This is a genomic window from Burkholderiales bacterium (assembly GCA_015075645.1).
Classification (GTDB): Bacteria; Pseudomonadota; Gammaproteobacteria; order Burkholderiales; family Casimicrobiaceae; genus VBCG01.
On record JABTUF010000004.1, the window covers coordinates 1 to 12,309 of the forward strand.

The following is a 12,309-nucleotide window of genomic DNA, read 5'->3' on the forward strand; positions in this document are numbered from 1 at the left end:
TGCGAGGCCACGACGCGGATGACTACGAGCGCCGTTGGCGTGCCGGAGCGGCCGGGGTGCGGCCTGGATCGGAGGCACCGTGGCGCGGCAAGCGGTCACCGTTCGCTACAGCTCCATCGCGCCGACGCTCGCCGCGCGGGCGAACTCGCGAACACGTGTGATCGAGCGCGATATGCAACGATTCTCGCGCCCTAACGTGACAGGTAACCGGCGCGCCGCACCGGTCGTCGCCAAAACTCAAGTCGCATCTCGGCGCGTCCGGTTGACCGGCAGGTTAGCCGTCGTCAGGGAATGCGAACCTCGACATAGCTGCCGGGCTCGCAGCCGGCAATCGTTTCCGCGACACCAACGGCGACGCGCTGAATCCGGGGCCAACTCGTCGAAAGCAAACATACGATTGCGATCCTTCGACCTGCCAGATTCTGCTGGTATCGAAGTCGGGCATCCGTGGTAACGAAGACCTCGAAGCCCTCCCGTTCAGCCGCGTCGAGCAGCTCGCCGTTCGTCAGCTTCGACCAGCCGCGCTCATAGGCCGTCGATACGTCGTGCCGCCGCAGCGATTCACGCAACGGAGCCGGTGTACCTTGATCGAAAAGGACTCGCACTCAGACCGGAGCGAGTGCACTACGCGCGGCGTGCTCGAGGACCGCCCGTACCTGATCTAGCGATACGCCTGGAAAGAGCTCAACAAACTGGCTGGCCGACACACCGTCCTCGAGATTCTCGAACAGGGCCGATACGGGCACGCGCGTACCACGAAACACCCACGCCCCGCTAACGCGATCAACATCGCGCTCGACGGCCGAGCAGGAGGACCAATCGATCATCCGGCAATCCTAGCACTCCCGCGGCAGGACAGCTAATGTTTCCGTTCAGCGGCGCGCCGCTTGCGGCGCGTCCGCTGCAGCGGATTGTTCGGCGTCTTCGCCATCATGAGTGGTCGCGTTCAACGGCGAAGCGCTCGCAAGCGGTGCTCGGACATCGGGCGCCGGAAGCATGCTGAAGAAAGCGTCGCCCCGCTTGACCAAAGTATCCAGAGCGTCGCACTCGAAAACCTCGTTAAGTATCAGCCGGCACCCTTCGCGTGTAAGGGCGTCAATCGCTGTCAATTCCCATGGGCGCTTGCATGGCCATGCACGCAGCACACGCGCAGTTGGAGCTGCAGTCCGGTGCTGCGATAGTCTCTGCTCCAAGCTCTCTGCGAACCCGAGCTTCAACCTTTTCGGGTCAAGGTCCGGCACGAGCTGAATGACATAGAAAACGCCAACATCAGAGATGGCGACCACCGTCGATGCGGTAAAACCCTTATCCGCTCTCAGTGACACGATTTCGTCAGCCTCGGCGTTCGTCACGCAGAGCGTCAACTGGCTTCCCGAATCAGGAGTCCGCCGCTTGTGGAACGAATAGCCGAGCTTCATGACATAGCGACGCGCATGGGAACGGTCCATCCCCAAGCGCTTCGCAAGGTCCTTGATCGACAGGTAATCGTCGCTCACCACTTCAGGCCTCAAGACGCCGAACGCTCAAGGTGACCGGCGCGCCGCCACCGACGCGAACGAGGAAGAAGCCGCGTACCGGCGCGTCCGGTTGACCACCCTGTTAGGGCGCGATAGTTGCACGGCGACATCGTGCACCGAAGGCTTTCCCTTCGCAATGCACGACCGACGACCGGACCCGCGCGCCACCGCGTGGTGTGATGCCACCCGAAGCCACCGGCGCGCCGCCGCGCGGGACCTGCATGGGGGCGAGCTCTGGTGATCGCGAGGCCACGACGCGGATGACTACGAGCGCCGTTGGCGTGCCGGAGCGGTCGGGGTGCGGCCTGGACCGGAGGCACCGTGGCGCGGCAAGCGGTCGCCGTTCGCTACAGCACCATCGCGCTGACGCTCGCCGCGCGGGCGAACTCGCGAACACGTGTGATCGAGCGCGATATGCAACGATTCTCGCGCCCTAACGCAAAGTAGGTCGTTTGGATGATGTGTACCCGGTTAGTCTGCGCCGGACAATCGGAGGCGGTCAACGGACAACCCCCCGTCCCGACACGATTCCAGCCTTCCGATATGGCCGGGCGAGACGATACGTACGATCGCGGCCAGCCGCGCCCCGCCCGGGCGCCAGGTCCCGCCTTTTCGCCGCGCGCCGCCGTGGCACTACCTCCCGCCGTGGCACCGCCTCCTGCCGCGGCCCCGCCCGCACGCCCCCGCCTCCTCGACCAGGTTCGCGACGCGATCCGCTACCGGCACTACAGCTACCGCACCGAGCAGGCGTACGTCGAGTGGGTGCGGCGCTTCGTGCGCTTCCACCGGTTGCGGCATCCAACCGAGATGGGCGCGGAGGAAGTCGTCGCGTTCCTGTCGCATCTCGCGATCGAGCGCAGCGTGTCCGCGTCGACGCACCAGCAGGCGCTCTCGGCGCTGCTGTTCCTCTACCGCGACGTGCTTTGCGTCGAGTTGCCGTGGCTCGGCGAGATCGAGCGGCCGAAGACGCCGCGCCGCCTGCCGGTCGTGCTGTCGCGCGAGGAGACGCGAAGGCTGCTCGCGCACGTCGACGGCGACCACCGGCTGATGGCCCGCCTGCTCTACGGCACCGGCATGCGCCTGATGGAGGGCCTGCGCCTGCGCGTGAAGGATCTCGACCTCCGCCGGCGCGAGATCACCGTGCGCCAGGGCAAGGGCGGACGCGACCGCGTGACGATGGTGCCCGGTTCGCTCGCGGACGAACTCGCGGAGCAGGCCTCGCGCGCCCGCGAGCTGTGGTCGCAGGATCGCGCCGAAGGCGCTCCGGGCGTCGAGCTGCCGTTCGCGCTCGACCGCAAGTATCCGAAGGCGGGAGAGGCCTGGGGCTGGTTCTGGGTGTTCCCGGCGCGCACGCCGTCACGCGATCCGCGTTCGGGCATCGTGCGCCGGCACCACGTGCACGAGGACGGCCTGGGACGCGCGATCAAGCGTGCGGCGCGTGCGGCGGGCATCGCCAAGCCCGCGACCGCGCACACGCTGCGGCACGCGTTCGCGACGCACCTCCTCGAGTCGGGCTACGACATCCGGACGGTGCAGGAACTGCTCGGCCATCGCGACGTGTCGACGACGATGATCTACACGCATGTGCTGAACCGCGGCGGGCGCGGTGTCGTGAGCCCGATCGACGCGCGCCAGGACTGAGAAGCTGTGAAAGAACCCTGCAGCCCCGCGGTCGAGGCACCGGCCATCGCCGCGCCCGGCAGATGCCGCGATTCGGCGATGCCCTGCGCTCGCGGCACGATCCGCGCCCGCGCGGTCCATGCGGCGCGCGAGGCTCCCGCAGACAGCCGCGCGGGCCTTCAGTGCGCCATGAGCACCGGCACGGTCATCGAATCGAGCATCGTCGCGGTCACGCCCCCCCAGATGAGGCGCGACAGGCGCGGGCGGCTGTAGCCGCCCATCACGATCATGTCGGCGCCGAAGTCGGCGGCGCGCGACAGCAGGTACTCGCCCGCGGCGATGTCCTGCGCGGTCGAACGCTTCACCGTCGCATTGACGCCGTGGCGGCGCAGGAAACCCTCGACCGCCTTGTCCGAGATGAACTCCTGCACCGTCTCGTCGGCGCGCGGCGTGACGGCGACCGCGAGCACCTCCTTCGCGTCCTTGAGGAAGGGCAGCGCGTCGGCGACGGCGCGCGCCGATTCGCGCGAGTCCTTCCACGCGATCATCACGCGTTCGCCCAGCGTGCCGCCCGCGCCGATGTAGGGGACCATGAGCACCGGCCGGCCGGATTCCATCACGATCGCGTTGGCGAGTTCGGTCTGGAAGCCCGTGTCCGGGTTCCTCGGCGCCGGCTGACCGACGATGGCGAGGTCCGCGTAGCGCGCGCGGACCACGGCGGACTCGATCGCGTCTCCCGCCGGCGCCATCCACGTCGATGCGGAGACTCCGCCCTTGCCCATCGCGGCGCGGAAGCGCGCCTCCGCGTCCTCCTGCGCCTTCAGCGCCGAGGCGCGGTGCGACGCGACGATCTCGGGAGGCATCAGCGCAGCCTCGGTCACGCCGAGGTCGCGCGTCGACACGACGTAGGTGCCGAGGATCTCGGCCGGATAGCGCCGCGCCAGGCGCACGGCCACATCGAGGCGTTGGCCGGACTGCGTGGAGTCGTCGACGTGGACGAAGATCGAGCGGTAGGTCATCGCGAGCTCCCGACGGAAGAAGGATGGCCAGAGTGTGCACCCATGCGGCACTACCCGGGGTTAACCCGCGTCAACTCCGATGCGAATGGGGGAGCGAAGCGCGTCGGACCCCTGGGTACACGACTGCGCTCCGTGGCGCCGGAGTCCGTAGTCGACCGGCCCGGCCGGGCAACCGGCATCCAGGTACAGGCACGGGTCGCGAGGTCGCGGAAAGCGCCGCCTCGTGAATGCCGCCGCGGCCGGTAGCGTGCGCGTCGCGGAACGCGCTGCCGCCCACGCGGGGGATCATCCGCGTGCGGCGAGCGCCGCCACCTCGGCCCGCGTCGGACAGCCGGCGCGTCCGCCGGTGCGCGTGCACTTGATCGCCGCGGCGAGCGTGGCGAAGCGCGCCGCCGACGCGACGTCGCGGCCCTCCGCGATCGCAAGCGCGTAGGCGCCGTGGAAGACGTCGCCGGCGGCCAGCGTGTCGACCGCCTGGATCGGCGGTGCGGGCAGGTGCAGCGGGCCCTCGTCTGTGAGCCACCAGGAACCGCGCTCGCCGAGCGTGACCGCGCAGGCGCGTGCGGCGCCGCCTGCGCGCATCGCGCGCCAGGCGCGTTCGAACGCCGCGCGGAGTTCCGCCTCTCCCGCGCCGGATGACAGCGACGCCCAGCGCGCGAGCCCCGGTTCGGAGAAGACGACGTGGTCGGCGAGCCGCATGAGTTCGTCGATCACCACGCCGTCCGCGACGTCGGCGTCGAGCACGCGCGGAACGCCGGCTTCGCGCGCCGCGCCGAACAGGGCGCGCGCGCCGGCAGGCCAGCGCACGTCGGCGAGCACCGCGCGCGCGTCGCGCAACTGCGCGAGCGGCAGCCACGATGCGTCGTCGGGCACGTCGCCGTAGTGGGAGACGATGAGCCGCTCGCCGCGCGCGTCGACCACGATCGCCGACTGCGACGAACGGCAGCCGGGGAGCCGCCGGAACGCGCTCGCGTCGACACCGTAGGACGCGAACTCCTTCGCCATCGCGGCGCCCGCGGCGTCGTCCCCCGCCCGCCCCCAGAACGCAACGCGACCGCCGAGTCGAGCGATCGCGCAGGCCGCGTTCGCGGCCATGCCACCTCCGACCTCGCGGAACGCGCTCGCCCGCACCTTGGTCGGCGTCGACGGAATCGCGTCCACCGTGTAGACGCGATCGAGCGCGGCGTGGCCGAGGCAGACGACATCCATGGCGTCGACGTAGAATCGGGAGACCCCGCGAGTTTACGGCCCCGGCCGACCACACGCGCCGGCGGATCGCCCGTCGCGCATTTCCGGAAGCCCCGTCATGACCACACCTCCCCCGATCGACATCGTCCACAACACCGCCGCCCGGCGTTTCGAGGTGGTCCAGGACGGCGCGCTCGCGCGCTGCGAGTACCGCCGCGTCGGCAACGTGCTGCAGCTCCACCACACCGAGGTGCCGAAGGCGCTCGAAGGCCGGGGGATCGCGGGCAGGCTCGTCGCCGCCGCGCTCGACTGGGCGAAGGCCGAGGATCTGCGGATCGCGCCGTACTGCTCGTACGTGCGCGCGTACATGAAGCGCCATCCCGAGACGCAGCCGCTGCTCGCGCCGGGCCAGGAGGTCTGAACCGCCGCCACTCCGGCGTCACGCGCCGGCGAGGAAGTCGACGAAGGCGCGAACCTTCGCCGACAGGTGCCGCCGCGACGGATAGGCGGCATGGATGGCGATCGACGGCAGCGTCCAGTCCGTGAGGATCGGCACGAGCGCGCCGCGCTCGAGGTCCGGCGCGAGGATGAAGTCGGGCTCGCAGACGATGCCGGCGCCCTCGATCGCGAGCGCGCCGAGCATCCGGCCGTTGTTCGCGTGCAGCGGGCCGCCGATGCGCACGACCTTGTCGCCGCCGTCGGCGCCGATGAACCGCCACTGGTGACGCGTAGCGGCGTACTCGTAGGTCAGGCACGAGTGGCGCGCGAGGTCGTCGGGCGTGCGCGGCGTGCCGTGGCGTTCGAGATAGGAGGGCGCCGCGCAGCACACGAGCGAGGTCGCGCCGATGCGCCGCGCGACGAGGAACTGGCTGCGGATCTCGCCGATGCGCACCGCGAGGTCGAAGCCCTCGTCGACCAGATCCACGACCCGGTCCGACAGGTCGACGTCGACGCGCACCTGGTCGTACTTCGCGGCGAACGCCGCGACGATCGGCGCGAGCACGCGGATGCCGTAGGTGATCGGCGCGGTGAGCTTGAGCGTGCCGCGCGGCGTGACGCCGCCCGCACTCGCGCCCTGCTCGGCCTCCTCCAGGTCCGCGAGCAATTGCACCGCGCGCTCGTGGAAGGCCCGCCCGGTTTCGGTCAGCGACAGCCGCCGCGTGGTGCGATTCAACAGGCGTGCGTCGAGGTGTTCCTCGAGTTCGGCGACGCGCCGCGACACGGCCGACACGGACTGGCCGAGCTTCTCCGCGGCCCGGGCGAAGCTGCCGTTCTCGATGACCGAGACGAACGCGGCAATGCTTTGGAACCGGTCCACGGCTTATTATTGCATATTGCTCAACAATCTATCAATATTTCGAATATTTATCCCGTCATTTGCTGGCAATATGATTCGAGTGCGGCGTCCACCCAGACCGCTCACCCACAGGAGTCACCATGCAAGATCGCCGAATCGACCTCGCCGCGCTGGTGCTGCGCCTGACGCTGGGCGCGGTGCTCCTCGCCCACGGCCTGCTCAAGCTCGTGGTCTTCACACCCGCCGGCACCGCCGCGTTCTTCGAGAAGATCGGGCTGCCCGGCCCGCTCGCCTATGTCGTGATCGCCGCCGAACTCGTCGCGGGCATCGCGATCGTCGTCGGATGGCGCACGCGACTCTTCGCCGCCGCGATCGCCCCGATCCTGTTCGGCTCGGCGCTCCCGCACATCCCCAACGGCTGGATGTTCAGCGCGGCCGGCGGCGGCTGGGAGTATTCGGCGTTCCTCGGCCTCACCGCGATCGCCCTCGCGCTCCTGGGCGGCGGTCGCTACGCCCTTCGCGCCGAGGCGACCGACGGCCGGCTCGCGACCGCCTGACGCCGACACGACCGCGCAACCCTCTCCGGCAGCGCCGCTCCCGGCGGCGCACGACGTTCGACGTAGTTCCGTTCCGATCCACGACTCTCCGAGGATGACCGCATGAAACTCTACTTCTCTCCCGGCGCCTGCTCGTTCGCGCCCCACGTCGCGCTCAAGGAAGCCGGCATCGCCGCGGAGACCGTCAAGGTCGACCTGCGCGCGCACAAGCTCCCCGACGGCACCGACTACTACACCGTCAATGCCAAGGGCTACGTACCGTACCTGGTGCTCGACGACGGCACGCCGCTCTCCGAAGCGCACGTGATCCTGCAGTACATCGCCGACCGCAAGCCGGGCGCCATCGCTCCCGTGTACGGCACGATCGAGCGCTACAAGCTGAACGAGTGGCTGGGCTTCATCGCGACCGAGATCCACAAGACCTTCGGCCCGCTCTGGCACGCCGACGCGTACGGCGAGAAGGCGATCGACACGTTCAAGCAGCGGCTGCACCAACGTTACGCGATCGTCGAGGCGCAGCTCGCGAAGAGCCCCTACCTCACCGGCGACGAATTCACGATCGCCGACATGTATCTCTACACGGTCACCCACTGGGCGGGTTACCTCAAGGTCGACCTGTCGGCATTCCCGAAGCTCCAGGCCTGGATGAAGAAGGTCGCCGAGCGTCCGTCCGTCGTCGCCGCGCTCGCGGCGGAGCGCGGCGTGAAGGAACCCGCGTAACGTACGGGCCGGCCGGCGCCATGCGCGCCGGTCGCGCGCGCCATGCCCGCCGTCCCGCTGCTGCCGACGCTCTTCCTCTCGCACGGCTCGCCGATGCGCGCGGTGGAGCCCGGCGACGCGGGCGCGGCGTGGCGGGCGATCGCGCAGGCGTTGCCGCGGCCGCGCGCGGTCCTGATGGTGTCGGCGCACTGGGAAACCGACATGCCGATGGTCACGGCGAACGCGAAGCCGCAGACCATCCACGATTTCGGCGGGTTTCCCGATGCGCTCTACCGGCTGCGCTATCCGGCGCCCGGCGCACCGCAACTCGCGGCTCGCGTCGTCGAACTGCTGAAGGGCACGGGCATCACCGCGGGGCAGGACGGCTGTCGCGGCCTCGACCACGGGGCATGGGTGCCGATGATGCACATGTATCCGCATCACGACGTCCCCGTCGCGCAACTCGCGGTGCAGCCGGGGCGCGACACCTCGCACCACCTCGCGCTCGGCCGCGCGCTCACGCCGCTCGCGCATGATGGCGTGCTCGTCGTGGGCTCGGGCCACGTCACCCACAACCTGCGCGACTGGATCGGACATCGTGGCGCGAATGAACCGCTGCCGTACGCGGCGTCGTTCGCGTCCTGGCTCCATGACACGCTCGCGAAGCACGACGACGACGCGCTCCTCGCCTATCGGGAGCGCGCTCCCGGCGGCGCGCGCGCCCACCCGTCCGAGGAGCATTTCCTGCCGATCTTCGTCGCCTGGGGCGCGGCAGGACGCGACGCCCTGGCGGAACGCGTCTACGAAGGCTTCGACGGACCCGCGCTCTCGATGGACGCCTACGCGTTCGGTGCGCGCGACGCGGTGCGTGTCGCGCCGGTTTCCGCGGCGATGTGATTCGCTTGCGACCGGCGACGGCGCAGCGCCGGCGTCGGCGGCGACCGGCGGACGCCGATCGACGCCGCGGTACACTCGCCGTTTGTCCCTTCCGGGGCGCCGACCGCGCCCGTGACCGCCATGGCCAGCCCGAACGATCGCACCGACGACATCCAGATGGACGCATCCTCGCTCGCGCGCGAGGAGATCTACACCGACCGCCGCTTCGGCACGATCCGCGTGCTCGTGCCGGTCGACGCGAGCGGCAAGGACGATCCGTCGCGCCCGAAGATCTACACCGGCGAGGCGCAGATCATGACGCAGGTCGGCGCGCTGCCGATCAGCTTCGAGATCGAGGCGGCCTCGCTCGCCGACGCGGTGAAGGGCTACGGCGCCGCTGCCAAGGCCGCGCTGGACCGCACGATGAAGGAACTCGCCGACATCCGCCGCCAGCAGCAGACCGGTCTCGTGATTCCGCAGGCGGGCGCCGGACTGGGCGGCATGGGTGGGTTGACCGGCGGAGGGTTGCCGGGCGGCGGCAAGATCCAGTTACCCTGAGCAGCGCGCGCCGCGCGTCAGCGGGCGCCCGCGCCGACGCGCGCGTGGCGCCGCGAGCGGCGATCACGGCAGCGCGGCTTCCGCGCCGGAAATGACGGCAGCGGACGTCGACGTGACCGGCTTCGGCATCGTCGCCGCGCTCCTCGCCGGACCGCGCTTCACCGATGGCGCAGCGATGCTCGCCGCCGCGCGGGCGGGCACGCCGAAGAGTTCGGCGATCGCCTGGCGGTACTCGGCCGAACCGACCCACGACGTGTTGTAGTGGCCTCCGCCCTCGACGAGCACGAGGCGCTTGGGATCGCTCGCCGCCGCGAAGAGCGCCTCCGAGAAGCGATGCGGCACCATGAGGTCGCCGGTCCCGTGCACGATCAGCACCGGCGCGGGCACCTTGCCGATCTTCGCGACCGTGTCGAATTTCTGCGTGATCAGCCAGTCGATCGGCAGCCACGACGGCGCGAGCGCGTTCGCCATCGCCGGAAGCGACGTGAAGCCGCCCTCGATGACGAGCCCGCCCAGCCCATCGCGCGCCGCCTCGCCGATCGCGAGTTGCGTCGCGACCGCGGTGCCGAGCGAGTGCCCGTACACGAACCGTTTGGCGGGGTCGCGCTCGCGCGCGACGATCCAGCGCCACGCGACCGCCGCGTCCTCGTAGACGCTCTCCTCGGACGGCAACTCGCCGTCGCTCTTGCCGAATCCGCGGTAGTCGATGGCGAGCACCGAGAATCCGAAGCTGCGGAGATTCTCGATGCGGCGCAGGTGCGCTGTGAGGTTCCAGCGCACCCCGTGCAGGTAGAGGAGCGTCGGCGCGGCCGGGTTGTCGTTCGGCCAGTACCAGGTGAACAGGCGCTCCGCACCCGGCGCATCGGACACCGGCAGGTAGAACTCGCGGACGTCCTGCGGCAGGCCCTGGAACCAGCCCGAGGTCTCGCGCACCGGGCGGAACGTGAGCTCACGCTCCTTGCTCGCGAGCGCCGCGCAACCGGCCCCGAAGAGCACGACGAGGGCGAGCGTCGAGAGCGCGGTTCGGCGGCCGGGTCGGAAGCGGGAGGGCATGGCCGGGTTGAGAGCGCCCGCAGCGGCACGAAGTTCCCCGGGCGCGGGTAGGATAGCGCGGCCGTCCGCCATCTCCGCCCGCCGTCGCATCGGCCGGCCGACGAACCGATACCGTGACCAACACCTCGATCCTGCTCGCCTCGGGCATGCTGCTCGCCGCCTACCTGCTCGACACGCTCGGGCGGCGCTTCCGCCTCCCCTCGGTCGTGCTGCTGATCCTGACCGGGCTCGCGATGCGCCAGGTGCTCCATCACGCGGGCATGGAGCTCGACCACATGGACGAGATCGTGCCGATCCTCGGCACGATCGGACTGATCCTGATCGTGCTCGAGGGCGCGCTCGACCTCGAGGTGACCGCGGACCGCAAGCGCGTCATCGGGCTCGCCGCGCTCTCGTCGTTCCTGGGCATCGTCGTGTGCGCCGGCGCGTTCACGCTGCTCTTCGCGCAGGTGCTCGGCCTTTCGTATCCGGTGGCCCTGACCGCCGCCGTCCCGTTCGCCGTGATTTCCTCCGCCGTCGCGATTCCGAGCGCGGCGGGACTCGCCGCGGCGCCGCGCGAGTTCGTGATCTACGAGAGTTCGTTCTCGGACATCCTCGGCGTGCTGGTGTTCTATGCGGCGGTGACCTCGCGCGGCAGCCTGTCGACGTTCGCGGTCGACCTCTTCGGCGGTGGAGCGTTGTCGATCGCCGTCGCGCTCGTCGCGTCGGTCGCGCTCTACGTGCTCATCAACAAGGCCGAGGGCCACGTCCGCTTCCTGCCGCTCCTCGCCGGACTCGTCTGCCTCTACGCGATCGGCAAGGAGCTGCACCTCTCCCCGCTCATCTTCGTGCTGGTGGCGGGGCTCGTCATCGGCAATCCGCACCTGCTCGACGTCGTGCCGCGTCTGAAGCGCGTGCACAGTCCCGACTACGACGAGACGGTGCGCGAGTTCAAGGGACTCGTCGCCGAACTCACGTTCGCGGCCAAGGCGTTCTTCTTCCTGCTGCTGGGCTACTGGACCGACGTCGAGCACCTGCTGCGCAATCCGCTCGCGTGGGCGATCGCCGCCGCGGTGGTCGGATTCGTGTTCGTCTCGCGCCGCGGCCTGTTGCGGCTGCTCCGCATCGGCGACGCGGCCCCGCTCACGTGGATCGCGCCGCGCGGGCTCATCACCGTGCTCCTGTTCCTCGCCGCGAACGAGGGCGGCGCGCTCGCCGCGTTCCCGATCGGCGTGCTGATGCTGACGGTGCTCGCCACGAGTTCGCTCGTCGCGCTCGCGCACCAGGACCGCGACGGGCGCAAGAACGCGCTCGCGAGCGCGGTCGATCGGCGCCATGCGGGCGTTCCGGCGCCGCGCTCATCGCCCGCGACCGACCTTCCGGCGCCCGACGTTGCGCCGGACGCGGGACCTCGGGTCTGACGCACGGACTCTCCCTCGGGGCGTACTCGCGCACCTGTAGGCACCGTCCGACAGGACGACGCGGGGATGTCCTGCCGCCAGCGGTGGCGGCGACGGCTACGCTGACCGAGGTGCGGCGAAGGGCGCCTCGGCCGAACGGTCGAAGGCGCTCACGCCCGCGGCGACGCAGGATCGAGGCATCGTCCGCGGCTCCGGACGAGGGTGCGGCTCCTCCCCTGACGTACCACCGTCCGGAGTCCCGCGGGCGTCCCGACCAGGAGATCCCCGCCATGCCGCACGCGCTCGACCCCAGGACGATCACCAGCCCGCGCCAGTACCTGTCCGCGCTCGAGGAACTCGACGCCCTGATGCTCTGCGACCCGGACACGCCGTCCGGCCGGCGCTTCGACGAACTCGTCGCGCTGATCGACGCCTACGAACTCGCGCATCCGTCGCCGCCCGATCCGGCCGGAGCAGGCACGCGCTGACCGGGGCCTCGCCCGCTGGAGACTCGGCGCGGCGCCACGCTTTGTGGAAGATCCGGAC

General features: G+C 70.2%; 15 protein-coding genes. 8 read left to right on the plus strand and 7 right to left on the minus strand.

The window, feature by feature from the left end; genetic code table 11:
- Positions 1–284 precede the first annotated feature (284 nt).
- From HS109_10330 to HS109_10340, 3 genes are read right to left on the minus strand one after another with little or no spacing between them, the layout of a single operon-like run.
- On the minus strand, positions 285–605 hold the full coding sequence (locus tag HS109_10330) for a hypothetical protein (GenBank protein MBE7522766.1): 321 nt from the start codon (positions 603–605) through the stop codon (positions 285–287).
- Positions 606–827, minus strand: a complete 222-nt coding sequence (locus tag HS109_10335) for a DUF433 domain-containing protein (protein MBE7522767.1) — start codon at positions 825–827, stop codon at positions 606–608. It lies immediately after the preceding gene.
- 45 nt (positions 828–872) lie between these two features.
- Positions 873–1,496, minus strand: coding sequence for a hypothetical protein (locus HS109_10340; protein ID MBE7522768.1), 624 nt, complete (start codon positions 1,494–1,496; stop codon positions 873–875).
- Positions 1,497–2,060: 564 nt separating this feature from the next.
- Between HS109_10340 and HS109_10345 the strand changes: the two genes are divergently transcribed.
- Positions 2,061–3,158: an integron integrase gene (locus HS109_10345; GenBank protein ID MBE7522769.1), complete on the plus strand. Its 1,098-nt coding sequence runs from the start codon at positions 2,061–2,063 to the stop codon at positions 3,156–3,158.
- Positions 3,159–3,316: 158 nt separating this feature from the next.
- Here the strand turns inward: HS109_10345 and HS109_10350 are convergent, their stop codons facing one another.
- Together HS109_10350 and HS109_10355 are read right to left on the minus strand one after the other, a co-directional pair.
- A complete protein-coding gene (locus tag HS109_10350) occupies positions 3,317–4,156 on the minus strand; it encodes a universal stress protein (GenBank protein MBE7522770.1) in 840 nt (279 codons plus the stop codon).
- A 285-nt stretch (positions 4,157–4,441) separates the two neighbouring features.
- Positions 4,442–5,365, minus strand: a complete 924-nt coding sequence (locus HS109_10355) for a sugar kinase (protein ID MBE7522771.1) — start codon at positions 5,363–5,365, stop codon at positions 4,442–4,444.
- 97 nt (positions 5,366–5,462) lie between these two features.
- Here HS109_10355 and HS109_10360 point away from each other — a divergent pair, with 97 nt between their 5' ends.
- Positions 5,463–5,765, plus strand: coding sequence for an N-acetyltransferase (locus tag HS109_10360; protein MBE7522772.1), 303 nt, complete (start codon positions 5,463–5,465; stop codon positions 5,763–5,765).
- Between the two features lie 18 nt (positions 5,766–5,783).
- Here the strand turns inward: HS109_10360 and HS109_10365 are convergent, their stop codons facing one another.
- Positions 5,784–6,662, minus strand: coding sequence for a LysR family transcriptional regulator (locus tag HS109_10365; protein ID MBE7522773.1), 879 nt, complete (start codon positions 6,660–6,662; stop codon positions 5,784–5,786).
- Positions 6,663–6,781: 119 nt separating this feature from the next.
- Here HS109_10365 and HS109_10370 point away from each other — a divergent pair, with 119 nt between their 5' ends.
- From HS109_10370 to HS109_10385, 4 genes are all read left to right on the plus strand, one after another.
- Positions 6,782–7,198: a DoxX family protein gene (locus tag HS109_10370; GenBank protein MBE7522774.1), complete on the plus strand. Its 417-nt coding sequence runs from the start codon at positions 6,782–6,784 to the stop codon at positions 7,196–7,198.
- Positions 7,199–7,300: 102 nt separating this feature from the next.
- Positions 7,301–7,918: a glutathione transferase GstA gene (gstA, locus tag HS109_10375; protein MBE7522775.1), complete on the plus strand. Its 618-nt coding sequence runs from the start codon at positions 7,301–7,303 to the stop codon at positions 7,916–7,918.
- Between the two features lie 42 nt (positions 7,919–7,960).
- Positions 7,961–8,794 (plus strand): dioxygenase, encoded by an 834-nt coding sequence (locus HS109_10380; protein MBE7522776.1) that lies wholly within the window; start codon positions 7,961–7,963, stop codon positions 8,792–8,794.
- 120 nt (positions 8,795–8,914) lie between these two features.
- Positions 8,915–9,331, plus strand: a complete 417-nt coding sequence (locus tag HS109_10385; protein ID MBE7522777.1) for a hypothetical protein — start codon at positions 8,915–8,917, stop codon at positions 9,329–9,331.
- 63 nt (positions 9,332–9,394) lie between these two features.
- Here the strand turns inward: HS109_10385 and HS109_10390 are convergent, their stop codons facing one another.
- Positions 9,395–10,384: an alpha/beta fold hydrolase gene (locus HS109_10390; protein MBE7522778.1), complete on the minus strand. Its 990-nt coding sequence runs from the start codon at positions 10,382–10,384 to the stop codon at positions 9,395–9,397.
- A gap of 113 nt (positions 10,385–10,497) precedes the next feature.
- Here HS109_10390 and HS109_10395 point away from each other — a divergent pair, with 113 nt between their 5' ends.
- Entirely contained in the window at positions 10,498–11,784 is a 1,287-nt protein-coding gene (locus HS109_10395; GenBank protein MBE7522779.1) for a cation:proton antiporter, read from the plus strand.
- A 269-nt stretch (positions 11,785–12,053) separates the two neighbouring features.
- Positions 12,054–12,251, plus strand: a complete 198-nt coding sequence (locus HS109_10400) for a hypothetical protein (protein MBE7522780.1) — start codon at positions 12,054–12,056, stop codon at positions 12,249–12,251.
- Positions 12,252–12,309 lie beyond the last annotated feature (58 nt).

What these genes read in the sequence shown, in the direction of transcription:
- HS109_10335 (MBE7522767.1), bottom strand. Translation starts at nt 827, where the DNA reads ATGATCGATTGGTCCTCCTGCTCGGCCGTCGAGCGCGATGTTGATCGC.
- HS109_10345 (MBE7522769.1), top strand. Translation starts at nt 2,061, where the DNA reads ATGGCCGGGCGAGACGATACGTACGATCGCGGCCAGCCGCGCCCCGCC.
- HS109_10350 (MBE7522770.1), bottom strand. Translation starts at nt 4,156, where the DNA reads ATGACCTACCGCTCGATCTTCGTCCACGTCGACGACTCCACGCAGTCC.
- HS109_10355 (MBE7522771.1), bottom strand. Translation starts at nt 5,365, where the DNA reads ATGGATGTCGTCTGCCTCGGCCACGCCGCGCTCGATCGCGTCTACACG.
- HS109_10360 (MBE7522772.1), top strand. Translation starts at nt 5,463, where the DNA reads ATGACCACACCTCCCCCGATCGACATCGTCCACAACACCGCCGCCCGG.
- HS109_10370 (MBE7522774.1), top strand. Translation starts at nt 6,782, where the DNA reads ATGCAAGATCGCCGAATCGACCTCGCCGCGCTGGTGCTGCGCCTGACG.
- gstA (MBE7522775.1), top strand. Translation starts at nt 7,301, where the DNA reads ATGAAACTCTACTTCTCTCCCGGCGCCTGCTCGTTCGCGCCCCACGTC.
- HS109_10380 (MBE7522776.1), top strand. Translation starts at nt 7,961, where the DNA reads ATGCCCGCCGTCCCGCTGCTGCCGACGCTCTTCCTCTCGCACGGCTCG.
- HS109_10385 (MBE7522777.1), top strand. Translation starts at nt 8,915, where the DNA reads ATGGCCAGCCCGAACGATCGCACCGACGACATCCAGATGGACGCATCC.
- HS109_10390 (MBE7522778.1), bottom strand. Translation starts at nt 10,384, where the DNA reads ATGCCCTCCCGCTTCCGACCCGGCCGCCGAACCGCGCTCTCGACGCTC.
- HS109_10400 (MBE7522780.1), top strand. Translation starts at nt 12,054, where the DNA reads ATGCCGCACGCGCTCGACCCCAGGACGATCACCAGCCCGCGCCAGTAC.